This is a genomic window from Microcoleus sp. LAD1_D5, from assembly GCF_036702115.1.
Taxonomy (GTDB): Bacteria; Cyanobacteriota; Cyanobacteriia; order Cyanobacteriales; family Microcoleaceae; genus Microcoleus.
The window spans coordinates 150,035-174,772 of record NZ_JAUBSA010000001.1 but is presented as its reverse complement, the minus strand read 5'-3'; the positions used below and the strand labels follow the sequence as shown (position 1 = coordinate 174,772).

24 protein-coding genes are annotated in these 24,738 nt (G+C 46.1%); 14 read left to right on the top strand and 10 right to left on the bottom strand.

From position 1 onward, the window contains the following. Positions 1-23: 23 nt before the first annotated feature. Together QUA70_RS00840 and QUA70_RS00835 are read right to left on the bottom strand one after the other, a co-directional pair. Positions 24-635, bottom strand: a complete 612-nt coding sequence (locus QUA70_RS00840) for an alpha/beta fold hydrolase (RefSeq protein WP_333325264.1) — start codon at positions 633-635, stop codon at positions 24-26. Between the two features lie 2 nt (positions 636-637). Then, positions 638-1,255: a triacylglycerol lipase gene (locus QUA70_RS00835; protein ID WP_333325266.1), complete on the bottom strand. Its 618-nt coding sequence runs from the start codon at positions 1,253-1,255 to the stop codon at positions 638-640. 319 nt (positions 1,256-1,574) lie between these two features. On the opposite strand from QUA70_RS00835, the gene QUA70_RS00830 reads away from it, so the two are divergent. After that, on the top strand, positions 1,575-2,036 hold the full coding sequence (locus QUA70_RS00830) for a hypothetical protein (RefSeq protein WP_333344574.1): 462 nt from the start codon (positions 1,575-1,577) through the stop codon (positions 2,034-2,036). Between the two features lie 104 nt (positions 2,037-2,140). On the opposite strand, the gene QUA70_RS00825 is transcribed toward QUA70_RS00830, so the two are convergent. Then, entirely contained in the window at positions 2,141-3,298 is a 1,158-nt protein-coding gene (locus tag QUA70_RS00825) for a tetratricopeptide repeat protein (protein WP_333344575.1), read from the bottom strand. On the opposite strand from QUA70_RS00825, the gene QUA70_RS00820 reads away from it, so the two are divergent. Then, positions 3,297-3,449, top strand: a complete 153-nt coding sequence (locus QUA70_RS00820) for a hypothetical protein (RefSeq protein ID WP_333325274.1) — start codon at positions 3,297-3,299, stop codon at positions 3,447-3,449. The genes QUA70_RS00825 and QUA70_RS00820 overlap by 2 nt on opposite strands. 197 nt (positions 3,450-3,646) lie before the next feature. Here QUA70_RS00820 and QUA70_RS00815 read toward each other — a convergent pair whose 3' ends face one another. From QUA70_RS00815 to sir, 3 genes are all read right to left on the bottom strand, one after another. After that, positions 3,647-4,240, bottom strand: coding sequence for a hypothetical protein (locus QUA70_RS00815; protein WP_333344579.1), 594 nt, complete (start codon positions 4,238-4,240; stop codon positions 3,647-3,649). 119 nt (positions 4,241-4,359) lie between these two features. After that, entirely contained in the window at positions 4,360-5,136 is a 777-nt protein-coding gene (locus tag QUA70_RS00810; protein ID WP_333344581.1) for a 16S rRNA (uracil(1498)-N(3))-methyltransferase, read from the bottom strand. Positions 5,137-5,379: 243 nt separating this feature from the next. Then, positions 5,380-7,371: a sulfite reductase, ferredoxin dependent gene (gene sir / locus QUA70_RS00805; protein ID WP_333344583.1), complete on the bottom strand. Its 1,992-nt coding sequence runs from the start codon at positions 7,369-7,371 to the stop codon at positions 5,380-5,382. 298 nt (positions 7,372-7,669) lie between these two features. On the opposite strand from sir, the gene QUA70_RS00800 reads away from it, so the two are divergent. Then, positions 7,670-7,918, top strand: a complete 249-nt coding sequence (locus tag QUA70_RS00800) for a chlororespiratory reduction protein 7 (protein ID WP_333344585.1) — start codon at positions 7,670-7,672, stop codon at positions 7,916-7,918. A gap of 147 nt (positions 7,919-8,065) precedes the next feature. Here the strand turns inward: QUA70_RS00800 and QUA70_RS00795 are convergent, their stop codons facing one another. After that, on the bottom strand, positions 8,066-8,446 hold the full coding sequence (locus QUA70_RS00795; RefSeq protein WP_190663653.1) for a hypothetical protein: 381 nt from the start codon (positions 8,444-8,446) through the stop codon (positions 8,066-8,068). A gap of 106 nt (positions 8,447-8,552) precedes the next feature. Continuing rightward, entirely contained in the window at positions 8,553-9,719 is a 1,167-nt protein-coding gene (locus QUA70_RS00790) for a glycosyltransferase family 4 protein (RefSeq protein ID WP_333344588.1), read from the bottom strand. Between the two features lie 832 nt (positions 9,720-10,551). Here QUA70_RS00790 and QUA70_RS00785 point away from each other — a divergent pair. The 5 genes from QUA70_RS00785 to serS all read left to right on the top strand — a co-directional run bounded on the left by QUA70_RS00785 (position 10,552) and on the right by serS (position 17,688). Further along, positions 10,552-11,532 carry an ABC transporter substrate-binding protein gene (locus QUA70_RS00785; protein ID WP_333325289.1) on the top strand — a complete coding sequence of 327 codons (981 nt, stop codon included), beginning with the start codon at positions 10,552-10,554 and terminating at the stop codon, positions 11,530-11,532. Positions 11,533-11,710: 178 nt separating this feature from the next. Then, positions 11,711-13,258 (top strand): sugar ABC transporter ATP-binding protein, encoded by a 1,548-nt coding sequence (locus QUA70_RS00780; RefSeq protein WP_333344590.1) that lies wholly within the window; start codon positions 11,711-11,713, stop codon positions 13,256-13,258. Then, positions 13,255-14,259, top strand: a complete 1,005-nt coding sequence (locus tag QUA70_RS00775; RefSeq protein ID WP_333325294.1) for an ABC transporter permease subunit — start codon at positions 13,255-13,257, stop codon at positions 14,257-14,259. Before QUA70_RS00780 ends, QUA70_RS00775 begins: the two co-directional genes overlap by 4 nt. 45 nt (positions 14,260-14,304) lie before the next feature. After that, complete coding sequence (locus QUA70_RS00770) at positions 14,305-15,936, top strand: iron uptake porin (protein ID WP_333344592.1); 1,632 nt, start codon at positions 14,305-14,307, stop codon at positions 15,934-15,936. A gap of 471 nt (positions 15,937-16,407) precedes the next feature. Next, the gene (gene serS, locus QUA70_RS00765; RefSeq protein ID WP_333344594.1) at positions 16,408-17,688 is read left to right on the top strand and encodes a serine--tRNA ligase; all 1,281 of its coding nucleotides are present in this window, start codon (positions 16,408-16,410) and stop codon (positions 17,686-17,688) included. 203 nt (positions 17,689-17,891) lie between these two features. Here serS and QUA70_RS00760 read toward each other — a convergent pair whose 3' ends face one another. Next, positions 17,892-18,908, bottom strand: a complete 1,017-nt coding sequence (locus QUA70_RS00760; RefSeq protein ID WP_333325300.1) for a hypothetical protein — start codon at positions 18,906-18,908, stop codon at positions 17,892-17,894. A 246-nt stretch (positions 18,909-19,154) separates the two neighbouring features. Between QUA70_RS00760 and QUA70_RS00755 the strand changes: the two genes are divergently transcribed. Next, positions 19,155-21,023 carry a 3-oxoacyl-[acyl-carrier-protein] synthase III C-terminal domain-containing protein gene (locus tag QUA70_RS00755; protein WP_333344596.1) on the top strand — a complete coding sequence of 623 codons (1,869 nt, stop codon included), beginning with the start codon at positions 19,155-19,157 and terminating at the stop codon, positions 21,021-21,023. Then, positions 21,023-21,949 (top strand): DUF6999 family protein, encoded by a 927-nt coding sequence (locus QUA70_RS00750; protein WP_333325304.1) that lies wholly within the window; start codon positions 21,023-21,025, stop codon positions 21,947-21,949. The genes QUA70_RS00755 and QUA70_RS00750 overlap by 1 nt, the downstream gene beginning before the upstream one ends. A 123-nt stretch (positions 21,950-22,072) precedes the next feature. Here the strand turns inward: QUA70_RS00750 and QUA70_RS00745 are convergent, their stop codons facing one another. Further along, the gene (locus tag QUA70_RS00745) at positions 22,073-22,210 is read right to left on the bottom strand and encodes a hypothetical protein (RefSeq protein WP_333325307.1); all 138 of its coding nucleotides are present in this window, start codon (positions 22,208-22,210) and stop codon (positions 22,073-22,075) included. Between the two features lie 318 nt (positions 22,211-22,528). Here QUA70_RS00745 and msrA point away from each other — a divergent pair, with 318 nt between their 5' ends. The 4 genes from msrA to QUA70_RS00725 all read left to right on the top strand — a co-directional run bounded on the left by msrA (position 22,529) and on the right by QUA70_RS00725 (position 24,732). Then, entirely contained in the window at positions 22,529-23,182 is a 654-nt protein-coding gene (msrA, locus tag QUA70_RS00740) for a peptide-methionine (S)-S-oxide reductase MsrA (RefSeq protein WP_333344598.1), read from the top strand. Between the two features lie 162 nt (positions 23,183-23,344). Then, complete coding sequence (locus tag QUA70_RS00735; RefSeq protein ID WP_333344600.1) at positions 23,345-23,650, top strand: hypothetical protein; 306 nt, start codon at positions 23,345-23,347, stop codon at positions 23,648-23,650. 121 nt (positions 23,651-23,771) lie between these two features. Then, complete coding sequence (locus QUA70_RS00730; RefSeq protein WP_333176020.1) at positions 23,772-24,113, top strand: YtxH domain-containing protein; 342 nt, start codon at positions 23,772-23,774, stop codon at positions 24,111-24,113. Between the two features lie 37 nt (positions 24,114-24,150). Continuing rightward, positions 24,151-24,732, top strand: a complete 582-nt coding sequence (locus tag QUA70_RS00725; protein WP_333325313.1) for a DUF948 domain-containing protein — start codon at positions 24,151-24,153, stop codon at positions 24,730-24,732. Positions 24,733-24,738: the final 6 nt, after the last annotated feature.

Here is a 24,738-nt window from a genome sequence, read left to right as displayed (position 1 = left end):
TTATACAACAAGGAATCAAACGGTTAATCATGAACTTTCAAGGGTTCTGAAAGTGCTTCAGCGACCGCTTTTAAACTGCTGGAATGCCTCGCCATCATGGCATGGGCGAAAATAGACAATTTTACTTCTTTGGCAGCCGATATTTGGGAACTAGAAGCAGGTACAATGATGAAATCCCAATCTGTCCAAATCGAAGTAAAATTGAGCTTTTCCAACAAAGCAGCATCTCGATTTAAATCTTCCAAAAAAGCACTGCCAGGACGCATTTGGATGCAGCCTTTTCCCCAGAGAGTGTAAGCCATCCAAGTACCGCTGTGAGGAGAAGATATGGCAATAAAGCGCTGCACTCGGTTAATACCACCTAACCTTTGCAGGTAGTAGCGAGTTGCTAAACCGCCCATACTCAATCCTACTATATCTAAATGCTGTTCTGGCGCAAAGTTTTTGTCTATATAATCTGCTATTTGTTGGGCTAATTCGTCTATGCTGGCGTTGCCCCAATGGGGCGAGAGATTGAGAGTGTAGACTGACCATCCCAGTTGGGTGAGGTAGGCAGACATTTTGTAAAAAATTCCCGATTTTCTGAAGATTCCGTGAATTAGCAAGACTGGGTTCCGGCTAAAATTGCTATTCATTTTTAAGTGGGAATTTTATTTTCAATAGGTGCTTTGAGTTCTTCAACTAATGCGTTAATACTTAGGGGTTCGGTCACCATTTGGCGGTGCAGCAAAACGTTGACTTTAACTTCTTTACCTACTGGCATTTGGGAGCTGTTCGACGGTACAATCATTATGTCAAATGGCGTCCACATTGATGTAAAGTTTATGCGTTTGAGCAGGGTCACATCTTGATTTAAATCGCGCAGCAAGCCACTATCGGGCCGCATATCCAGGTATCCTGGTAGGCGTAGGGAATAGGCTGTGAGGGTGCCGTGGTGGGGGGAAGATAGGGTGATGAAACGCTGTACGCGGTTGATTCCTCCGAGTCGCTGGACGTAGTAGCGACTGACGATGCCGCCCATGCTGTAGCCTACTATGTCTAAAGGCTGTTCTGGATCGAAGGTTTCAGAGATGTAGTCTGCGAGTTGCTTGGCCAGTAAGTCGAGCCCGATGCTGCCGTCGTTGGGGGTGAGGTTGAGGCTGTGGACTGACCATCCGAGTTGGGTGAGGCGGGCGGACATTGTGTTGAAAATAAGCTTTGTGTCCCAGATGCCGTGTAGGAGGATGACGGGATTGCGATCGAGCGAACTGTTCATTTGGCGGGAAAATTGCTTGCTGATTACAGCATAGATTACTCCCCTAAAGAGTTTGACCCCTACTAGGACAGCTATGGAATCGGATCGAGGTACGATCGACAATTAGTGGAAATTGCTAACAAATTCTGAGATACTTTGTAAATAAGTGCAAAGCAGTGCGGGTATTTATACCTAAAGTTTTCTTTGATGAGGTAGCTTAAATTTAGCAAGATGTAAATTTTGATGAATAAATGTAGACAAAGGTTGCCATACGCTCGTAATCTAACTTTGTTGACAAGCTTGTACAAATTTCTCTAAAAGAACAAAAGGAGTAAGTCTAATGTTTGGTTTTATCAAAAATTTCTTCGGCGGTATTTTTGGCTTTTTCGGCAGACTGTTGGGCTTGAAAAAGTCTGAATATTTCCTAGATTTGGGCGAATCGGGAGCGAAGGAACCAGCAAAAGTTGCGGCTGCGAAGGCTGAGCCTGTTGCGATCACACCGGCAAAAGTTGAGCCTGTTAAATCTGAAAAGTCTGAGAAATCAGAACCGGCTAAGAAGGCTAAGGTAGAGAAAAAGTCGAAGAAAGAAAACGAACCAGTCGCTAGCGTTCCTGCTAAGACTCCGGAACCCGCGAAGGTACCTGCCGCGGCAGCAACTAACGGGAAAGTGCCGAGTCAAGTTGAACCGAATCGGACTTTTGCTCCTAATAATTTAATGCCGACACCAACTGGAACTCGTCGGAGCCCGGGCCCCAGCATGAACAATTTCCGAGAAATGGCTCGTCAGGTGAAAACGAAGTAGGAAATTGGGAATTGATAATAGGGAATTGGGCATTGGATAATTCCCAATGCTGGCGTTAAAAAATTAAAAATGGGATTCCTGATTTTTAATTTTAACTCTTTGTTCTATTCCCTATTTTCTTGGTTTCGGAGGAAGGCTAATCCGCTGTATAGCTGAAAAGCTGAGTCCCAAGGAGTTTCGGATTTGCGCTCGACTTCTATATGAGATTCGAGCTTGCTCAACATATTAGTGTAATCGAGCACTGTCTCGGCAAAGGGCGTAAATTCTGACCAAACTGTAACGTCAAGCTGGCGATCGAATATTTCCAGTAAGTTATTCCAGTTAATTCGGGTGGTACTTTGAGGAATCTGTTGAGAGTTTTTGACTCTGGATGTTTTGTTTTTCGGGTTCGGTGAAGTGGGGAGCTCGGCTGAAGCTTTGGTGAAGTCAACTCCTTGTTGAAATTGGTAACTTTGGTCGCAAATTCGCAGAATGCAGTTTCTGCTGGGAATGTGTAAGTCACAGATTTGAGCGTAATCTTGCCTGATTTCTCTGTGGCGAAATTGCTCCTTTCTGCGATTCGGGGAGTAGTCCATGACTTCGATGAACATCGGCAACAAGCCTTCTACTCTTTGGGTAACTTCTGACCAGTTAAATTCCATCGCACCGAGTCGATCGAATTTATCTTTGCAAACAACGGCTGGGGAAGAGAGAGACTGGAAGTGTTGCACTCGGAAGATTTGAATTTTTTGAATATCGCTTAGGGTTGCCCAAAATACGGGAATGCCGGCGTTGAGAAGTTCTTGACCATAAATTCGGAGTTCGGCGATGGAACCAGTTTTGTAAAGTCTCCAGCCGCGGCTTTGGATTTGCATCCGGGTTGTGTAGGCGTCGATTTTAAAGATTCTGCTGATATTTTGAATGGCGGCGGGTTTGTTTTCGGGACTCACTGGTTCGAGGATGAGGAGTCCGGGTTCGAGGTTGCTGGGGTCGTTTTTGGCGGTTTCTATGGCTTGTTGGCGGATGTTTTGTTGGGCGGTTTCAATCCGTTGAATAGCTTGGCGGGTCTGGGAGACGATTTTGGCGTTGGTGATGTCGCGGAGTATTTGTTTGTAGGTTGTTTGGGCTTTTTCGAGGTTGTTGGTGAGTTCGTAGTAGCGGGCGATATAGTATTGCACCCACGGATTTTCGGGGGATTCTTTTTGCAGTTGTTTGATGAGTTGGGCTGCTTGTTTGTAGTCTTTACCATCTAGGGCGGCTGCTATTTGGTTGATGTCTGTCATGGCGATTGCGGAAATGGCGTTGTTTCTATCTTGGCTGATGTTTGGTTGGTTCCGCCACTGGTTAACAACTTTCGCTGTTATGTTAGTGTGGGATTTTGGGCGGTTGGGAAAAATTAAGATTGGGATTTTAACCGCAGATGAACGCGGATGAACGCGGATGTGTAGAGATGGATGTTAAGGGGATGTGAAAAGAAATATAAGTTACAATTGGTTGGAATTTATGCTTAATTTGTAAGTACCTTTGCTTGTGCGATCGCCCAAGACTGAAGAATTAACACTTAATGTATAATTCTTTGCTTGTGCGATCGCCCAAGACTGAAGACACTATGCTGTGATTATTGGAGAGTTTTATGGCAAGTATCGCAGAGATTCCCAAACCCGGACAGCTTCTTGGGGGCTAATGTCCTTACAATTAGATAACTCTGGAGGCGCGGTATCTAAGAAAAGACGAGAACCCGCACCAGTAAATCTGTAAAATGGGCCTTTTCCCATCCAAGTTCCTATTAAAGTAGGGCCAGAAAGTCGATCATTTTTACGATATTTTAACACTGCGCCTTTGCCCAATATTGAATTGTTGACGGGATAGTCCCGTTCTAAGTCAGTCGATGGCATATCACCAATACCGCCACCGGTGGATTCAATAGCAAAGCAAGAGTTATTGGGGTTTCGATAGATAATTGCGTAGTTAGGGCAAAAACGGCGGACTCCTGAAGGACAAGGTTTAACTTGAACGCTAGCCACCTTAAACCCGGCGGGAACATAGCTAGGAATGGCAACTTTAACTCCGAGAGACTTAAGCTGATTTGTTTGTCTGTCAGATAGCTGAGCATTGGCTAGCAATTGCTCTTGATTTGTCGATCGCTCAGCCGTTACAGATTGTATACTGGCGGTCGCTAGAATTGCTGTGATGATGGTGATGATTATGGGCGATCGGTTTTTCATGAATTATTCTCATGTTTTTGGTGGAGACTTTTTGCACCGATCGTATTTTATGATTCTTTAACCGCAGATTCACGCAGATTAACGCGGATGAAGGCCAAGGTAGAGGCGATTTGTTGATATTAGCACTTCTCAAAAGCCGCGCCCACCAACGATAAAGCAACAATCGGTGCAGTCACCGCCCTGAGAATTCTACTCCCCAAAGAAACAGGCTCAAAATCACATTCGATCGCCCTTTTCACCTCACCATCAGTCCATCCACCCTCCGGCCCAACAGCAATCACAATCGATAATTCTCCCCCTGCAGGGGGCGGGCACGGGGGCACCGCCCCTACAAAGGGGGGATCGAAACTACCAATCAAACAATCCCACAAATGCCGATTTTCCCCGCGAGCAACACAAATATATCGATATTTTTGACCGCAATCTTTCACAGCAAATTCAAACGCAATAGGCTCTAAAATTGTCGGCACAATTTGACGTTCCGACTGTTCCGCCGCCTCCGCAGCAATCCTTCTCCACCGATCGACTTTCTGAGCACTTGGTTTGAGCAAAGTTCGATCGCTCGTTACCGGCACAATACTTGCCACCCCCAACTCCGTCGCCTGCCTCACAACCTCGTCAAACCCGTTTCCCTTGGGCAATGCCGCCATCAAAGTAACTTCCACGGGTAGCTCCCTGTTCACAGCAATCTCCTCTGCTATCGAGGCAAATAACCCGGTTTCCCGTACTTCTAGGACTGCTAACCACCAATGTCCTCGGCCGTCCATTGCAATAAATCGATCGCCCGCTTGCAAACGTAGCACTCGATTTAAATAATGCTGCTGTTCTTTAGTTAGGTCGATTTGGCGATCGCAAATTTGAGTGGCCGTAACTGCTAATCTTTGTAATTGAGCCATTGGATTTTGGATTGCTCTTTTTCTATTATATTTTTTTATTTAACCGCAGAGAACGCAGAGAGCGCAGAGGAAGAGAGGAGGTAGGCAGGCGGGGTTTCAACCGATCAGAAATAATAAAGGCAAAGCATTTACAACCAGATTTATGTTAAAAATCCAAGGTTTTTTCTGCAAATGCTCTGCCCTTATATTATTTTTGCTTGAGGTTTATATGATGCGAGCAAAAATCGAAAATTGAAAATCGGCTTATGCTTCCTCCTTAATCTTCTTTAAATAAGTGGAAATCGCCTCTGTAGCTAGCTGCGTGATTGGCTTGCCCTGACGGGCTGCTTCTTCCTTGAGCTCGTTGTAGATTTCATCGCGGACGCTAATTCGACGGCGGACTTTGCCACCGCTAGCAGGGCCAGTCTCATGTGCATCGTCGTTACTAGACGTAACTTCTAATTCATTAATCTCAGTTGTCATCGAGTCAGCAGATTGGTAGTTGGTTACAAATTGACGGATAGATTCTAACCCGACGCGATCGCAAAAATTGCCAAAACTCTCGCTCAGTTGCCGTTTTTGCTTGAAATAAACAAAAATCGGCTCCAGAAAAGCTTCAAAATCATTGACGTGCAGCTTTTCCTCAATTGGTTTTGCCAGCCGCGTTTGCTCGGGAGAACCGCCCAGCCAAATCTGGTAGGATTCCGGCGAACTCCCGACAAACCCCAATTCTGCCATATAAGGGCGGGCGCATCCATTTGGGCAACCAGTCATCCGCACCACCAAATGCTCGTCTTCCAAGCCCACTTTGGTTAAAAGCGCCCGAATCCGCTCTAAAATGCTCGGCATCACGCGCTCAGATTCGGTAATCGCTAACCCGCAAGTCGGCATTGCTGGACACGCCATCCCATAGCGCACTAAGGGGTCGATCGCAGTTTCTCGCTCAATGCCACATCGATCAAGTATTCCCTGAATTTCCTGTTTGGTATCCGGCGAAACATCGTAAATCAGCACGTTTTGGTGCGGCGTCGCCAGTATCGGCAAGTTGTACTTCTGCACAATTTCCCGCAAAGCCGTTTTTAGCTGAAATGAACCTTCATCCTTAATCCGGCCATTATCCACAGAAATGCCGACAAACAGCTTGCCGTCTCCTTGTTCGTGCCAACCCAAGAAATCAAAATACTTCCACTCAGGCAGCGGTTTAAAGGCTTCTAGCGGCTTGCCAAAATATTCGGTTACTTTTTCGCGGAACCACTGTACACCTTTGTCGTTAATCAGGTACTTGAGCCGCGCGTGCCGTCTGTCTGTGCGATCGCCGTAATCTCTTTGGGTTGCTACAATTGCCTTGACCAAATCGTAAACATCATCCTTGGCAACATAGCAAATCTCATCCGCAACCCGCGCAAAAGTCTCTTCTTTGTTGTGAGTGCGGCCCAAACCGCCGCCAGCAAACACGTCAAAACCTTGCAATTCCCCAGCTTCATTGGTAATTACCACCAAGCTCAAATCCTGAGAGTACAAGTCAATTGAATTGTCTCCCGGCACGGTAACCGAGCACTTGAACTTGCGCGGCATATAATGGCTGCCGTAAATCGGTTCTTCTTTGTCGTCGCTAAAGATTGTGCCGTTGCCGTTTTTCTGTCTCGCCGCCTTCACTGCGGGGTCTTCCTCGGCCGAAACAGCTTTTTCGCCGTCCAACCAAAGTTCATAATAAGCACCGGTTTGCGGCGTCAGCAAATCGGCGACATTGTTAGCGTATTGCAGCGCATACTGGTATTCTGGGCGATTTTTGTATGGTGCTGGAGGTGCCATGATGTTGCGGTTCAAGTCGCCGCAAGCTCCCAAGGTTGACCCCATATTTTTAATAATTGAGGAAAACACTGCTTTAAGATTTTTTTTCAACACGCCGTGAAGTTGGAAACCTTGGCGCGTTGTGACGCGGAGCGTGTGGTTGCCGTATTCTTCAGATAGCTTGTCTAAGGCTAGGTATAATTGCGGCGGAGTGAACCCGCCGGGATTGCGGGTGCGGAGCATGAACTGATAATCTTTTTCTTGTCCTTTAACTCGATTGTCGCGGTTGTCTTGCTGGTACGATCCGTGAAATTTGAGAATCTGAAGCCCCTCTTCGGTGAAGTGGGTAGTTTCTTGTAACAGTTCAGTCGCAACGGGTTCTCGTAAATAGTTGCTGCGTTCTTTCAGACCTTCTGATTTAGAGGGCTTGCGCGCGGCAGGGGTTGAAGTGGATGATGTGATCATGGGAATGTATAGTGCCAGTTATAATTAGATACAGCCGATCGAATATTTCTTGACAATTTGACACTTGACAAATTTGCACTTGACAAATCTCCTCAGAAATGCTGTGTCGGATATGTTGACAACTCGGTTAACAAGTCAGTTAACAAGTAAGTTAATAACGGTAATCCGGTAGGAATTCTGATGTTGTTCAATTGTAACACGATCGAGCTGGGGCTGGAAAATTGTAATTAAGAGTTTATACTTTCGATCGCTTAAGGGTACGAAACTTTAGAAATAATTAACCTCAACCTTTGAAACTATGTCACTGTATGACGAAGACACCTTTGTGGTCTTAGAAACAAACCAGTCAGAGCAGTTTTTGACTGCCGCGGAACTGTTAGAAAAGCTGAAAGCCGTGTTAGCGGAGGAACATGAAGATTTGCCGCAGGACGTGCAGAAACTATCTGGCTTGGAAGCTCAAGCTAAGTATTTAATTGATACTTATTGTGAATTAGATGTCGGGCCGGGAAAATTTTTGCAGTGGTATGCAGTGCGCTTGGAAAAGTAATTTTTGGGAATGCGGAACTGCGAATTGGGCACTTATACTGAGCGTAGTCGAAGTATCGGGCATCGGAAATTCGGAATTGGTAACAGTTATCAGTTAACAGTCAACAATTCTTCAATCCAAAATCCAAAATCCAAAATCCAAAATCGGTTAATCTTCCAACTGTTGAACCGATGATACTTCAACTGCGGTAACATCGATCGTACCGGGCGGTGTCAAGCGACTAAAATGACCTTCCTCTATTTTCAGAGGTTCGCCGCAGTTGGCACACTGAAACTGAGTTTGATTTAAAGCTGTAAATTCGTATTGACAAACTGGACAATTGTCCTCAATTAAATTGCGTTTCAGCCACCACTGAAGCGCGAAAAATGCGACCACAGGCGTCAGCAGCAAAAAAGCTACTACAATCAACACTGATTTAACTATCCAACCCAAACCAATTGACACCAACAAACACGCGATACCAAGCAGTATCAGCCAATTGCTAATACGGGGTAGCTTGAAAGATATTTTGGGGGTGCCTTGGTTCACGGTGGTCTCCTTGGGTGTCTTTGCAGGTAGGCCTAACTCTATCCTACTCAGAAATTCCGGCGGTCGATCGAGTTAATTTTCCCATTGTACACCCAGAAACCGCTCTCTACGGCATAAGTTTATCTGAGCCAGAGGGTTGAAAAATTCCTTGTAAGGATTGACAAAGGGATTCAAAACTAAATTTGGCCAGGGTTTGTTCCCTCAACCAGTGGCGATCGCACCTTTTATCCTCCCCTCGCAGCATTTCCACACAAGCAACCGCTACTGCTGCTGAATCTCGGTGGGGAACTCGCCATCCCAGTTTACCATCTTGCAGCGGATCGGCTGACCCGTCCGCGTCCCCCGCGAGTACGGGTACTCCGCAAGCCAGCGCTTCCAAATAAACTATACCGAACCCTTCCTGGGAGGGCATTACATAAGCATCGGCTAACTGGTAATGTTCTGCTAAATTTTCTGTCGGTACAAAACCCGCAAATATTATTCTTTCGGTAACTCCCAAATCATTAGCGAGTTCGGCTAATCTAGATCGATCGTCTCCGCGTCCAATAACTAAGTATTTCACATTCGGAAAAGTTTTGGCTATTTGCGGCAAAGCTTGAATTGTGACATCGACGCCTTTGTAAATATCCGTCGATCGCAATCTGGCTACAGTCATCAATATTTTAGCACCAACCAGATTGTACTGCTCTAATAAATCCTGTGGCTTGTGCCCAGTCGTAAATATATTTTCATCTACCGTACAAGGCACTATTTGGAACTTTTCAGGATTAAATTGGTTAATTTCGCAAGTGCGATCGCGCGTGTACCTGCTAATAGTCCAAATGCTGTCAGCTTGTCTCATTGCTGTTTGATATTTGGGAGCAAGCGGTTCCCACACTTCCTTGCCGTAAGTTAAAATAGTGTAGGGAATTCCCAAGGGTTGGCACAGAATTTGAATTAGCGGTGCGAGTTTGATGTGACCGCAAAAAACCCGCTGCGGTCGTTTTTGCAGCAAGCGAGTTAATAATAGTGTAGCAAACTTAAGACGACCCAAGCCGGGATTCTCGGTTTTGAGGTAATAAAATTTGAGATATTTTGACTCGTAAGGATTGTTGCAGTCTTCCGAATCTCGCAACAGCAAAACTTCAGCTTGTGGGGGCGAGTTTGTCCCTGCGGTTATGGACAGGTAAGCTTTGAAAATGTCTTTAACGTACGATTGAATGCCGCCTTCGCTGGCAAATATTTCTAGGAAACAGAATAGGTAATTTGGCGATCGCATCTCAGATTTACCCATTGACAGCGGAGACAATTATTGCAGTATAGTGATTTTGCCAAAAAGGGCGATCGCCATTATCCAGAGCTTTTAAACCATGTGATGATGACTGTAATTGCAGGTTTTACAGGCAAATATTTGACTCACCTACTCTCAGCGTTAGTTTTGAGCGACGCTCTGCTTTTTTACTAGCGCTTTTTAACTAGGTCTATGGGTGAGCGCGAGGCTTTGCTTTTAGTTTACTATAGTCTACCGTAATTGACTGTCAACTTAATGATTTTTTACAATATCCTACCCCAAGCAAAATTTAAGATTTATTGAGTTGAAGCGGGGCATCCGACCAGCCTGAAGATTAGCAAAGCGGTACCGCTTGAGGCGATCGCATCTTTAGTTCTTGGTAAAAGTATTGTCTATCGAAAGATAGATAACGAGCCTGTTTTTAACGGTTATCATCAGTAAACATAGAGAGTTAAATTCAATATGACTCGACCAGGTTTTAAAAGCAATTTCTGAAATAGTTTGTCGAAAATATTCTCCTAAAATTTTCTCATCCCTGGAAAATTTTAAATGCTCATAAAGCATTTAAAAAACTCAAGCATCGTTGATTTTGGGGGCAGGGAGGAGCGATACTGGATATTCGTATCTTTTCTGTTTGCAAAAGCAGTCTAACGAGCCGAGCCAGAAAGTTTTACGAGCCGAAAAGAAACAAGCTTTCGTACAATCATGTACGAAGAAAAGCCGGGCACCTAAAACATTAAGTATTCGAGCTTAAACCTGACGAAAGCTAATGTTAGGTTGGCAACGTCATATTTACGAGTGACTCTCTCCAAACGAGAATTCAGTGGAGTTTGAGGTGAAACGAGTAACGATCGCACTCAGTCTTTTTAGTCTACTCAGCAGCACTCTGGCAAGTTGCACAGCCACTTCCCAGAACGCTCAAAACGGCACACAACCAAGCAACTCCGAACTTTCATCAGTTGCTGTAGCAGTCCGCGACCTCGGCAATCCATTCTTCGTACAAGTTGGCAAGGGCGCTGAGGCCGCAGCCAAGAAAATCGGCGGTGCAAACGTGAGGACAACTCTCGTTTCCAGCGGCGACGATTTAAATCAGCAATTCAATCAAATCGAAAACTTTATTGCCTCTAATGTCGGCATGATTGTACTCAATGCGGCAGACACCAAAGGCATTGCCCCCGCTGTCGAAAAAGCCAAGCAAGCCGGAATTCCGATAATTGCAGTGGATACCGCCGCCGAGGGAGGCGTTGATGCCACAGTTACTTCAAATAACGTGCAAGCTGGCGAAGTAAGCTGTCAATATATAGCCGATCGCTTGAAAGGAAAAGGCAGCGTTGTGATTATCAACGGGCCTCCCGTCGCTTCAGTCGTCGAGCGAGTTCAGGGGTGCCAGAGTGTCTTCTCCAAATATCCCGATCTCAAAGTTCTTTCCAAAGATCAGAACGCAGAAGGCAGCCGCGATGGCGGATTGAGAGTGATGAGTGATGTCCTTACTTCCTTCCCAAAAATTGATGCTGTTTTTGCAATTAATGACCCCTGTGCCATTGGTGCAGAATTAGCAGCCAAACAGGCACAAAGAAGCGAGTTCTTTATTGTTGGAGTCGATGGTGCACCTGAAGCTTTAGATGCCCTCAAGCAAAACAACAGTCTCTTTGTGGCTACAGCAGCTCAAGATCCATTTCGCATGGCAGCCAAGGCAGTTGAAGTCGGGAACGACATTCGGAAAGGAAAAAAGCCAGCCAATCCAAACATTCTGATTCCAGTCGCGCTGATAACTCGCGAAAACGTTCATCAACATAAAGGCTGGACCAGCGAATAAATCAGAAATCGCGGGCAATCGAGTTGTTTGCGAAAATACTTCGTTTTAGTAGTCCTGCCGCTATTGCTAGGGGTAAGGTGCGCGGGCCGGCGCACCCTACAGATATATCTGCCATTAATTCCACAAATTGATGGAGCAAACCTCGACTTGTAATTGGCATAAAATTACGGTATTTGCGATGGTAAATAGCACTCAAGATTCAATTAAAACTAAGCCCGTTCTCGAAATGCAAGGTATTAAAAAAACCTTTAACGGTTTTATAGCCTTGCACGATGTAAATATCACCGTTTACCCGGGCGAAGTCCACGCCCTCATGGGGGAAAACGGCGCGGGTAAAAGTACGCTGATGAAAATTCTGGCGGGAGCCTACATAGCCGATGCAGGCGAAATCAGAATTGACGGCAAAGCTGTTAAGATGACCGACCCCGCTCAAGCCAGAAATTTAGGGATAGCGATTATTTATCAAGAACTCAATCTCGCCCCCAATCTGACAGTTGCTGAAAACATTTTTATGGGCAGCGAGCTGAAGAAAGGAGGTACATTTCTAGACCAAGATGAAATGCGGCGTAGGGCCGCTGAGGTATTAAAAAACCTCGATGCCAATTTTGAGGCTGGAGACCTGGTTTCGACACTTTCAATTGCTGAGCAGCAGCAAGTGGAAATAGCTAGGGCGCTCAAAGACAACAGCCGAATTTTAGTGATGGACGAGCCGACGGCCGCGCTTTCAGACCGGGAAACAGATAAGCTTTTTGAAGTGGTTCGCCGCTTGCGGAATGAGGGCATTGCTATTATTTATATCAGCCACAGAATGGCAGAAATTTATGCCCTTGCCGATCGCGTGAGCGTCATCCGAGATGGCGGGTATATTGGCTCTCTTGAAAAGCACGAAATTTCGGCCGAACGCCTGGTGGAAATGATGGTGGGTCGTTCTTTACAGGATTTGTACGAAAACAAGCATCAAATAACACGGGGTGCAGTTGTTCTTGACGTAACAAATTTAAGCGACGGCCACAAAAAAGTAAAGTCGGCCAGTTTTCAACTTCATGCGGGCGAAATTCTGGGTTTAGCGGGTTTAGTTGGCGCTGGCAGAACAGAACTTGCCCGCCTGATTTTTGGTGCAGATCGAAAGACAAGCGGTGAAATTAAACTCGAGAATCGTCCCCTCAATGTCTCGACACCCAATGAAGCAATGGCAGCCGGAATTGCTTACGTGCCAGAAGATCGCAAGGCTCTCGGACTATTTTTAGAGGCAAGTTCGGGCGAGAATATCACCATGAATGTCCTCGATCGAGAAGCAAAAGCTGGCATTATCAACTCAAATTTTTTGTTGAAAATTGTCAATGATGCGATTAATAATTTGCAGATTCGCCTTGCAAGTCCGAGCATCAGAGCAATGGATCTTTCTGGGGGGAATCAGCAGAAGTTGCTGCTAGCGCGTTGGTTGGCTATCAACCCAAAGGTACTTTTGCTAGATGAACCGACGCGGGGTGTGGACATTGGCGCAAAAAGCGAAATTTATCGAATTATTAGCGATTTGGCAGCCAAAGGTGTAGCTATTTTAATGATTTCCAGCGAACTGCCGGAAATTGTGGGAATGAGCGATCGCGTCTTAGTGATGCGAGCAGGAAGCCTCGTCGGTGAAGTAGGCGGATCGACTGGGGAAAAGATTACGCAAGAAAACATTATGGCTTATGCCACTGGTGCAAAAGAGGTAGTAAAATCATGAGTCAAACGCAAACAAAAACCAGCAGAAGTTCAGGGAGCGATCGGCAGAAAACAAGTAAAGCTCAAGCTTGGAAAAATTTCATCCAAGTTGCCGGTATCCTGCCGATTTTGGTGGCTATCTGTGTGATTTTTTCCCTGGTAACGCCCAACTTTCTTTCCGTAGGAAATTTTATCAATGTCATTCGGCAAGCATCGATCAATATTGTCCTTGCTACTGGCATGACTTTTGTGATTTTGACGGGCGGAATTGACCTTTCAGTCGGGTCAATTTTGGGCGTGACGGCAGTTGTCGGGGTGCTGGTTTCCTTAGTTCCAGGTCTGGGTTGGTTTGCCGTACCGGCTGCGTTAATAGCGGGAGTCTTTTTGGGATTACTTAACGGCTCGCTAATTGCCTATTTAGGTTTGCCTCCGTTCATCGTCACCCTCGGTTCTTACACTGCTTTGCGGGGAGTTGCTTATTTAGTAGCTAACGGCACTACAGTTATCAATAGAAATCTGAATTTTGCTTGGATAGGTAACAATTATGTCGGTCCAATTCCCTGGTTAGTTATTATCGCTTTCCTCGCAGTTCTAGCGAGTTGGTTTGTCTTGCGGCGGACTGTTCTAGGGAGGCATATTTATGCCGTGGGAGGCAACATTCGGGCAGCACGATTGACAGGTATTAAGGTGAGTCAGGTGCTGTTATTTGTCTATGGCGTGAGTGGGTTGCTTTCTGGTTTAGGTGGAATTATGAGCGCGTCGCGCCTCTACAGTGCGACGGGGATGTTGGGGCAAGGCTACGAATTAGATGCGATCGCTGCTGTAATTTTGGGAGGAACGAGTTTCACAGGTGGAATTGGCACTATTTGGGGTACTTTGCTGGGGGCTTTAATTATTGCCCTGCTCAACAATGGACTAACTCTCATGAACGTGTCTTTCTTCTGGCAGTTAGTTGTCAAAGGTCTGGTGATAATTATCGCAGTGACGATTGACAAAGTTCGCACCGGTTCAAGCGCAGCGTAATATTGCTAATTCGGTCGATCGGTTCCTTATGAGGAGCTTTGTCCTATGCACATTCAGCATTTTCTTCACCTGATTACTGCTTTTATACTGGGAACACCTGGTGTATTTCTACTAACATCATCCCCAAGTTTGGCCGCCCCAATTGATAGATTAGTTGCTCCTGAACCGTTAAATACCTTGGCAGAAAAACCCTTCGCGCAGGTGAATTCTGTCTCTCAACTCTCGGATGTAAAACCCACTGACTGGGCGTTTCAGGCGCTGCAATCTCTCGTAGAACGCTACGGCTGCATTGCGGGTTATCCCGACGGCACCTACAGAGGAAACCGCGCGATGACCCGGTACGAATTTGCAGCAGGATTGAATAGCTGTCTCGATCGAGTCAGCGAACTAATTGCCGCAGGAACAACCAACCTGATTACTCGGGAAGATTTAGCGATCGTCCAAAAACTGCAAGCAGAATTTGCCACTGAATTATCGGTGTTGCGGGGTCGAGTCGATACTCTCGATGCACGCACAGCAGAACTAGAAGCGAATCAGTTCTCCACCACAACTAAGCTGAATGCGGAAATTATCGTGGTGGTAACAGATACCTCCGGTAACAGTGTTGGGGACTCGCGCGATCGCACCAACACTATTGTTGCCAACCGCGGCCGATTAAATTTGGAAACCAGCTTCACCGGTCGCGATATGCTGAGAACCCGTTTGGAATTCGGCAACTTGGGCAGGATTGCCGATGAGACGGGTACAAATATGACGGCCTTGAACTTTGATGGCAATGTAGATAACACAATCACCGTCCCTCACGTATTATATGTAACGCCGCTGACCTCTAATCTGGCGCTGACCGTGGGCTCCACAGGTGTTGGGTATCCGGATATTACGGATTTGCTGACTCCTCCAACGATCGCCAGCGATAGTCAGGGAATTCCCTCGAAGTTCGGACAATACAATCCCCTCTACCGCCGGGGAGGTGGGGGTGGTGCTGTCAACTGGACGATCGTCAAAAACCTCACCCTGACTGTGGGCTATGTAGCCGGAAATGCCAATCTCTCGCAGTCAAGTAACGGTTTATTCAACGGTTCGTACAACGCTCTGGTTCAGCTTGCCTACAGGGGCGATCGCGGAGCAATTGGCGTAGCCTATTCTCGTACCTTTGCACCAAGCGGTAAAGCCGATCTCACAGGCGGTACGGGCAGTTTTCTGGCGGCGCGACCGTTTGGGGACAATATTGCTACATCCAGCGATTCTGTAGGCGTACAAGGATTCTACCGCCTTGCTCCCCGGTTGCAAGTTCACGGTTGGGGCGTTTATACTCGCGCCAATGCAGAAAATTCCGGTGTTAGCAGTGTTTCTGATGGTAGAGGTGGCGTGGTTTTGCTAAATGTTGACGGCGGCGATCGCGCCGATGTTGTGTATGCAGCGATCGGGATAAGTTTCCCAGATGTGGGAGGTGAAGGCAACCTACCCGGGATTTTGGTGGGTTTGCCAGGTCGCGTGACGAGCAGTAATGTGCGCCGCGAGCGAGATACTTCCTATCACATTGAAGCCTTCTATCGCTTTCAGGTCAACGACAACATTTCCATCACCCCTGCTGCTTGGGTCGTTGTTAATCCTGAGAATGACAGTCGCAACGAAACTCAATGGGTTTGGTTGATTCGCACTGGCTTTAACTTTTAACCAGAAAGATATTTTAGTAACCTAGTCCTGGACGCAAAAACCCAGTTTCTTGACGTAATTGCCTCATTTGAGACGATAATCGCGAGAAACCGGGTTTTTTAGACTGATAGTGCGTCCCGGACTTCAATTTCATGCCACAACAAAAAACCCCTACCATCGCTGGCTGGGGTAGAAAATTATCAGGGTGCATCTACTAATGTGCTTACTATAGCATCTATTGTGGGGTGTCACCCCTGATTGGTGACAGCCAGGAAGATTTTTTAATTAGAATAAATTATACTTGAGGTTATAAAAGATTGAGAAAACTTGTATGTCCGAGCGGATTGTCGCTGTTAACCTAAGATAGGACAGACGCAGGAATCCTCAGAAACCCTGTTAATTCATAGATTTATGCTTGCCAAAGCCAAGATTTTCCAAGAAACCGGGTTTCTGAGCGCAAGTCCGATAAAATTTAAGATTTAGAATAAATCTGTGCTAGACCTCAAATTAATCCGAGAAAACCCGCAAGCCGTGCAAGAAAGCCTCAACCTGCGCGGAGGTAACTATGAAATCGAGCCGATTTTGCAATTAGACAAACAGCAGCGGGAGTTGGAAGGCAAGCGATCGCAACTGCAAGCCCGCAGCAACGAAATTGCCAAACTCATCGGTCAAAAAAGAAAATCGGGTTTACCCCTCGAATCTCCCGAAGTTCAGGAACTCCAAGCAGAAGGCAACGCAGTCGGCACCGAGTCGAACGAACTGCAAGCACGAGAAAAAGACCTCAAAGCTCAAATAGAAGCTCTATTATTGCCGCTGCCGAACTTGCCCGACAAGTCAACGCCGATCGGCAAAAATGAAGAGGAAAACATCGAAATCCGGCGCTGGGGAGACGAATACATTCCCCAAAATTCGGGTATTTTACCGCACTGGGAAATCGGCGAAAAATTAGGAATTATCAACTTTGAACGAGCCGTAAAAATCGCTGGACCCCGCTTTGTGTGCTTAATTGGAGCTGGTGCAGCCCTGGAAAGAGCGATAATTCAATTTATGCTCGATCGCCACACAAAAGCAGGTTATGTAGAAGTTATTCCCCCATTTTTAGTTAACACTGAATCCCTGACTGCTACGGGCCAATTACCCAAATTTGCTGAAGAAAGTTTCAAGTGCGACCAAGATGATTTGTGGTTAATTCCTACTTCCGAAGTTCCGGTTGTCAATTTGTACAGAGGTGAAATTTTGACAGCAGAACAGTTGCCAATTTATCACTGTTCTTACACTCCTTGCTTTCGCCGCGAAGCCGGCAGTTACGGCAAAGATACGAGGGGATTAATTCGATTGCACCAATTTAATAAAGTTGAATTGGTAAAACTGGTGCATCCGAGTACCTCCGAGGCAGAGCACGAAAAGTTAGTGCAGGATGCTGAGGGAGTTTTGCAGGCGCTGAAATTGCCTTATCGGGCGATCGCACTGTGTACCGGCGACTTGGGTTTCGCGGCAGCCAAAACCTACGATTTAGAGGTGTGGCTGCCATCTGCGGGCAAATACCGCGAGATTTCCAGTTGTTCCAACGTCGCAGATTTTCAGGCGCGGCGGGCAAATATTCGCTTTAAAGAAGCGGGTAAAAAAGGCACTCAATTCGTTCACGCCCTCAACGGTTCCGGTTTAGCTATAGGTCGCACAATGGCGGCTATTTTGGAGAATTACCAGCAGCCAGACGGAACTGTAAAAGTGCCGGAAGCCTTACAACCCTATTTGGGACGGGAAGTTTTATAAACAAGATGATTCGGCGATTAACTGGTTGCCCAGGCTCTGCCTGGGAACCGATGTACAGAGGCTCTGCCTCGCTTGCTTGCGAAAATTGGAGGCAGAGCCTGTGGATCTCCGTTACCAGGCTCTGCCTGGTAACGAGTAACGAGTAAAACTCTTGTGGTGTAGGCATCCTGCGTGCCCTTGGCTGGCTATTTACCAGATGTCTATTACAGTTTGAGCAACGCTTCTTTGATATTTAATGCTAAAAATCTATCCAATGCTAGATACATCCAATAAACAGATAATTGACTATCGCTGCTAGTCTTCTGAAATCCCAAAGCCAGGGACTGTTTTTCGTACATGGGGTGAATCATCAGGGTGTACAAGTCGCAAAGATTGGGAAAATCTTTTTGCATTTCGCTTAAAACTTTTTGTGAGTCTTCGAGAAAAGCAATGCGGTATTCTGACAAATACTGCGGATCTATCATCCAACTGCGGACAAATACTGACTGGCAATTTATATCTCCTGGTAGCGCCATATTGAAAGGATCGATGTCCGAAATAGAACTTAAATGAAGGCTTTTGCTAGGAGCGTTAAAAAAATTTACTTCAGATTCGCTAGCGGTGGGATAAAGTAAGTAAAACCCGACTGGATTGAGATTATCTGAGCGGCGCAAAACTCGCATTCCCTTTGAGTATTGAATGGCAAAAAGCCGGAGGATTTTAGCAATTTTGTGGGGAACGGTGTTAGTGTTGCGGTTCATCCAGTTGTAATTGGTGGCTAATAAATTGGCAACGGGAATCGCGTCGCACCGAGGGTTGAAATCATCTAATTGGAGTTGTATAGGCTTTTGAGGTTCGGCGGTCTCTAAAATTTCTGAAACTGGTTGAATTTGAATTGCCGTAGCGTTACCATCAAAGTGTTTTGCGATTAATCCGAGTGCTGCTAATTTATCTAACATCATTCCGGCGGCGCGATCGCTCCCGCGATCGGAATCGCAGTAAAATAGTTCGGCGGCTTCCCGGTGAGTGCACTGCACTTCTGTTGCTGGCAGTTCCAGTTTCGCCAGCGGTGGTTTGAGGCGGGGCTGGCTTTCCTGAAGCTGTTTCACCGATAAGTAAACCCAAAGCCTGATAAAGCATTCAGCCCTAGTGCGAGTTACGCCTACTCGTTTCATCAACAGCGAAACAGCCGTGCGGCGTTGAGAAGGAGAATACCAAGTATCTAGTTTTGCAATATCCATTTCAGTCACCAAGCAGTGAAGGAACTCTAGTTACATATTGGCTCAATTACAATAAACTTCACCCCGCTTCAGGTTACTTCTTGCCGCTGTTGCTCAACTTGCCTGATTTCCGGCGACTCTACAAGATAGCTGCTTGCTCCTTGCGCGTGCACTGCTTCACAAAGCACCATCAATTTTAGATATTTTCTGGCTTGATTTAACAAACCAACGAACCCGAGTAAATTAGCAACTTTAGAGGTTTACGCCATGCACAGTGCTTATATCAATCGGATTGGAAAATTTTTGCCGGGAGAACCAATTAATAATGATGAGATGGAAGAGTATCTCGGCAAAATTGCCTCGCGCCCTTCGAGAGTCAGGCAGCGAATTCTCAACAGCAACGGGATTCAACAGCGCTACTACGCGATCAACAAACAGCAGCAAACACTATATTCTAACAGCCAAATGGCAGCGTTTGCCGTCCGTGACGCGATCGCCCAGGCAAATCTGGAACCGGGGGCGATCGACTTATTGGCCTGCGCTACCACTTTACCAGATTTATTAGTACCGGGATTTGCCAGCACAGTACACGGGGAACTTTCCGAATTATCTCCCCTAGAAATAGTGTCAACTCAAGGAGTTTGCTGTGCCGGAGTTAGTGCTTTAAATTACGCCGCCTCTCAAATCGAACTCGGCAAAAAACAAACCGCCCTTGCCGTCGCTTCCGAATTTCCCTCGCGCCTGTTCAAAAGCACCAAATTTGAAGCAAAGACTTCAGTGCAAGCGGGAAAACCCCTGCCTTTCGATACAGAATTTCTGCGCTGGATGCTCTCCGACGGTGCGGGATCATTGTTGCTCCAAAACCATCCTAACGCGACAGGAATTAGTTTAAAAATAGAATGGATTGAACTCGTTTCTCACGCCAATGCTTATCCTGTTTGTATGTATTCAGGATTAGCAAACGAAACATCAACTAAAAGCTGGTTGGATTATTCCTCCTACCTCGATGCAGCCACAGCAGGAGCTTTTGACTTGCGGCAAAATATTCGATTGCTGGAAAATGTAATGAAATTAGGCGTTGAAGGTTGGCTGCGGTTGATTAAAGCCGGGAGAGTTTGTCCGCAGGAAATCGACTGGCTGCTGTGCCACTATTCCTCTCACTTTTTCCGGGCGCAAATTGTAGATATTCTGGAACAAGCAGGCTGCATGATTCCTGAAGAAAAATGGTTTACCAACTTATACACACGGGGAAATACAGGTTGTGCCTCGATTTATTTAATGTTAGAGGAATTGTTCAATTCTGGCAAGTTGCAGCCTGGACAGAAAATCTTTTGTTTTGTGCCAGAAAGCGGCCGCTTTACAACGGCATACATGATGTTAACTGCTGTGGAAAATACCAATAAATCTATGATTAGTCAAAGTTATAACTCCCTTGAGGTTCCCGAAGCTTCGCCTCTCGAAAGCGTTAAACCGGAACACCCCAACTCTCCGCAAGCTTATTTGTTCCGGGAGTTAGCATGGATTTGGCTGAAGTTCGATCGCGAAATTCGTTCCGTTCCTATTGTCCGCAAATTGTACCGAGGAGAGTTTACAATAGAAGATTATCAAGCTTTACTTTGCAATCTCCGGCCGCAAGTTGTAGAGGGAGCTCGCTGGATTGCTCGTGCTGCTTCTAACATGAGTGACTTTCGCCTGCGATCGACTTTTATCGGCCACGCTCAAGACGAACACCGCGACTATCAAATGCTAGAACAAAATTATGTTTCTGTGGGCGGTGAATTGGCAAAAATTGTGGAATATGATAAGAATATTGGCAGCGAAGCACTATCAGCTTTTATCTTCCACCAAGCATCGCGGGAAAATCCGGTTGATTTAATTGGCAGTATGTTTATTATCGAAGGATTGGGCAATCGGTTGGCGGGAAAGTGGGCCAAACAAATTCAAGAAACTCTCGGTTTGCAAGATGAACAAGTATCGTTTTTAGCGTATCACGGATATAATGACGAGTCGCATTTAGCCAAACTGGAAAATTTGATTAATGCCGAATGGATGACAGATGATATTGCCCGCCGCATTGTCAAAACCGCTCGCGTCACTGCTCGTTTATATTTGTTGCAACTGGAGGAAATTCGCTAATGCAAAGCCTGCAAAAACAAGATACCGAAAATCTCCCAGATGAGAGAAAAATTCCTTACGCTACCAAACCCTATAACCGCCGAGATCCGAATGTTTGGGATGTACTGTTTTGCGATCGATCTATTCCCGTCGATTTAGTGGCAAAAGCCTACATGATGCGGGATTTGCAAAGCTGGACTCGCAATTATTTGCTCATCCCGATCAAAGTAATTGCTAACTTGTTGCTGGCGGTAATTATGACTGTCAAGCGCCTGTTGCCCTTTCAATTTCGCGCTTACACTTTAATGCACAAATCGGCTGCATTTTTTCTGAATAACTTTGTCTCGCCCGAAGCTTGTTATTTAATAGTCCGGCACATCTGCGCCGGCTCCAACATTATCAACTTCTTGATTGACAACGGCCCCGACACCCAGATTGAAAAGTCAAAGCTTTATCCGCGCACAGTTAGCGATTTAGCTGACAATGCGTTTCTAGAACATGACTTAATTCTCTATAACTTTGTCTGGGATTACAACCAAGCAATGGTGACCAATCCTAACTGGTTGCAGTTGGTTAAAGAACGGGGAATTAATTATGATAGCATTCAACCAGTAGAAGTTGCCATAGATTTTGAAAAACGCAGATGGCTAAACATTCTGGATTTAGAATCGGCGATCGAATTGTTTAAAGTGTTTTATTCTCTGTGTTTGACTAGCGACGAATTTGCGCGAGCAGTGATGTCGCTTCAGTTAGATGAAAACTTCGGACTGTATGTCAGCGAGATTACCGGAAATTGCGACTGGAATCATGTAATTGTTAACCGCCATCCGCTAGCGCCAAACAGTCCCTTTAATGCGGCACGCGACTTGTTTTTGCACGGAATAATTTCGGAATATCTCTATCGGTATTTGGAACTGCAAAAAGAGATGATAAATGTTTCAAAGTAAGGTGCTTAGGTAAGTGCAAGGTAAGCACCTTACGAATATAAGTAGCGCGTCCAATAACTTTTTGCGTAAGTCCTGAAGTTTGAAAGAATGGTTGATTTTCAGGTATAAAATTAATAGGAAAACTCAAGCTGCTACTAGCTGTGCTTGTTCTGCTGCTTTGGGCAAAGTCTGATTTACCACAATCCACTTGCCTGTAATTGGGTCGCGGTAAGTAATAAACGGATTAGATTTTAAAGGTTGACTGCAAGGTTTAGCGGCCATTTCTACACACTCCCAATAAATGGTATTGAATAACTACTACAACACCATACCTTTAATAATCGGCTATTTTGCCTAAAATCCGCGTGATTTATACCTCAACAATAGGTGATATTTTAGGTATGTTTTGGTGACATAGAACACTGCCTAATGTGATTGAAAACTGGGTTGGCAGTGAGCAGTATCACCAAAAACCTTCCGTAAAAAAAATCTGCCTTCTGGTTTTTACCTTCTACCTTTAAGAGGGCCACTATTTTCAGTATACATCTGATATTATTAAGTAAGGTAAAGACGTTTATCAGAGATCCCCCTTAGAAACTTATGGTGCTATTTGGATTTGGCAAAAAGTCGAGCCTGCCCTCTCCCCAAGAGGCATTACCGGGACGGGCAGAGTCGATGTCGGTACCGGCAAGTCACTTTGTTAACGGCAATCCGCTCAAACCTCCCTTTCCAAACGGCATGGAGACTGCGTTGTTTGGCCTGGGCTGTTTTTGGGGAGCAGAACGCAAATTTTGGCAACAAAATGGAGTTTTTTCGACGGCTGTTGGCTACGCAGCCGGGATTACTCCGAATCCTACTTACGACGAAGTTTGCAGCGGGATGACGGGACATAATGAAGTAGTTCTGGTTGTGTTCGATCCGAAAGTAATTAGTTACGAAACGCTGCTGAAAGTTTTTTGGGAAAGTCACAATCCTACTCAAGGAATGCGTCAGGGCAATGATTCGGGTACTCAGTATCGATCGGGAATTTACACGTATTCAGCCAGCCAAATGCAGCTAGCTGAAGCTTCGCGAGATGCTTACCAGCACGCTCTGACACCTGCCGGTTACGGTAAGATTACCACTGAGATTATTGAGGCTCCTGAGTTTTATTACGCAGAAAGCTATCATCAGCAGTATCTTGCTAAAAACCCGAACGGTTATTGCGGTTTGGGGGGTACTAAGGTTTGTTTGCCTGCTATGTCTCAGGCTTAAAATTTGACCCAGCTTATGGATAGGGACACATAGTTCAGGACACAACATTGTTGTGTCCCTACAAAATAGATCAGGACACAACATTGTTGTGTCCCTAAACAAGAGGGCTTCTAGCCCGCCAAAAAAAGCGGAATATGTTAGTAGTTTAAAAAGAAGTAATAAATGCTGACTGCTGTTGTAATTATAAATCTACTAATATCTCTGGTTTGCTTTTATATCGCTGCGAAGGTGTGGAAAATCAGGCGGACGATCGCACGTTTGGAAATGCGGATCGAAGCTATGGAACGCAGCAGCAGCAAGGTTCTCAGCACGTCGCCGGATTTCCTTGGTAAAAGGCAGCAAGGTACCCGCCAAGTGCGACGGCGTTATCAACAACTGGAACTGCAACTGCAACAGGTTCAGCAACTTTTGGGATTGCTGGGTTTGGGACGGATGCTTTGGTCCAGGCGCGCTCGACCTTTGAGGTAAGGTATCCTAAAACTGTCGCCCCTGCTGACTCCGTAGGATTGTCAACAATATTTCTACCTTTGTAAAGGGCTGCGATCGGGCAAACGTGCCTAAAATTGGTGTATGGAGAGAAGTTATAAAAATGTCAACTAAACGTTCAGGATTATTTATTGGCGGTTTGCTTGTGGGTTCTGCGATCGGGGCCGTGACTGGGTTGCTGATAGCACCGCGACCGGGCAAGGAGACGCGGCAGATATTGAAAAAATCGGCCGATGCTTTGCCCGAGTTGGCGGAAGATTTATCGACTAGCGTGCAGTTGCAGGCCGATCGACTTTCTGAAACCGCAATCCGAAATTGGGACGAAACTTTGATTAGACTCAAAGAGGCGATCGCGGCCGGTTTGGAAGCGACTCAGCGGGAACGCCAAACCCTGTCGGAAAGTGAAGCTGAAGTGAGTCCCCCGTCGCGCCCTCCCATCCGCTAAATGACATGAAATCCCAAACCCCCAATCCCAGATTCAAGTGAGCGATCCCATATTTTGGCTAGGACTTTCGATTTTGCTAGTGGCAGTTAGCCTGACTGCTGTTTTAGTGACTTTAATACCTGCGGTGCAAGCGCTGGCCAGGGCGGCCCGCAGCGTGGAAAAGCTCGCTGACACGCTTTCTCGCGAATTTCCGCCCACTTTGGAGGCGATTCGGTTGACGGGGCTGGAAATTAGCGAGTTGACGGATGATGTCAGCGAGGGAGTACAAAGTGCGGGCGAGGTTGTCAAACAGGTCGATCGAAGTATTGGTAGCGCTAAAAAGCAGGCGCAAAACGTGCAGGTAACAACTCGCAGCGTGGTAACTGGGATTAAGGCTGCTTGGAAAACTTTAACTCGGAAGCCGCCCATGTCTGGGACAAATCGCCGATCGACAGATAGATTGTCGCCGAGTCAAAGAAGTGCGATTTCGCTGAGGGATTCGGGCTTGGAGGATAGGTATTCTGGGGTTTACGGTGCGGGTGCGAGTAATGGGGAATCGCCCAGGTTGAGGAATAGCGAGGGTTCTGGTTTGCCGGGGGATGCTGAAGAGTTTGAGCAAGTGCGATCGAACGATTCTTAATTGCAC

Coding starts and splice junctions, on each gene's coding strand:
- QUA70_RS00840 (WP_333325264.1), bottom strand. CDS start 635: ATGAATAGCAATTTTAGCCGGAACCCAGTCTTGCTAATTCACGGAATC.
- QUA70_RS00835 (WP_333325266.1), bottom strand. CDS start 1,255: ATGAACAGTTCGCTCGATCGCAATCCCGTCATCCTCCTACACGGCATC.
- QUA70_RS00830 (WP_333344574.1), top strand. CDS start 1,575: ATGTTTGGTTTTATCAAAAATTTCTTCGGCGGTATTTTTGGCTTTTTC.
- QUA70_RS00820 (WP_333325274.1), top strand. CDS start 3,297: ATGGCGATTGCGGAAATGGCGTTGTTTCTATCTTGGCTGATGTTTGGT.
- QUA70_RS00825 (WP_333344575.1), bottom strand. CDS start 3,298: ATGACAGACATCAACCAAATAGCAGCCGCCCTAGATGGTAAAGACTAC.
- QUA70_RS00815 (WP_333344579.1), bottom strand. CDS start 4,240: ATGAAAAACCGATCGCCCATAATCATCACCATCATCACAGCAATTCTA.
- QUA70_RS00810 (WP_333344581.1), bottom strand. CDS start 5,136: ATGGCTCAATTACAAAGATTAGCAGTTACGGCCACTCAAATTTGCGAT.
- sir (WP_333344583.1), bottom strand. CDS start 7,371: ATGATCACATCATCCACTTCAACCCCTGCCGCGCGCAAGCCCTCTAAA.
- QUA70_RS00800 (WP_333344585.1), top strand. CDS start 7,670: ATGTCACTGTATGACGAAGACACCTTTGTGGTCTTAGAAACAAACCAG.
- QUA70_RS00790 (WP_333344588.1), bottom strand. CDS start 9,719: ATGGGTAAATCTGAGATGCGATCGCCAAATTACCTATTCTGTTTCCTA.
- QUA70_RS00780 (WP_333344590.1), top strand. CDS start 11,711: ATGGTAAATAGCACTCAAGATTCAATTAAAACTAAGCCCGTTCTCGAA.
- QUA70_RS00775 (WP_333325294.1), top strand. CDS start 13,255: ATGAGTCAAACGCAAACAAAAACCAGCAGAAGTTCAGGGAGCGATCGG.
- QUA70_RS00770 (WP_333344592.1), top strand. CDS start 14,305: ATGCACATTCAGCATTTTCTTCACCTGATTACTGCTTTTATACTGGGA.
- QUA70_RS00760 (WP_333325300.1), bottom strand. CDS start 18,908: ATGGATATTGCAAAACTAGATACTTGGTATTCTCCTTCTCAACGCCGC.
- QUA70_RS00755 (WP_333344596.1), top strand. CDS start 19,155: ATGCACAGTGCTTATATCAATCGGATTGGAAAATTTTTGCCGGGAGAA.
- QUA70_RS00750 (WP_333325304.1), top strand. CDS start 21,023: ATGCAAAGCCTGCAAAAACAAGATACCGAAAATCTCCCAGATGAGAGA.
- QUA70_RS00745 (WP_333325307.1), bottom strand. CDS start 22,210: ATGGCCGCTAAACCTTGCAGTCAACCTTTAAAATCTAATCCGTTTATT.
- msrA (WP_333344598.1), top strand. CDS start 22,529: ATGGTGCTATTTGGATTTGGCAAAAAGTCGAGCCTGCCCTCTCCCCAA.
- QUA70_RS00735 (WP_333344600.1), top strand. CDS start 23,345: ATGCTGACTGCTGTTGTAATTATAAATCTACTAATATCTCTGGTTTGC.
- QUA70_RS00730 (WP_333176020.1), top strand. CDS start 23,772: ATGTCAACTAAACGTTCAGGATTATTTATTGGCGGTTTGCTTGTGGGT.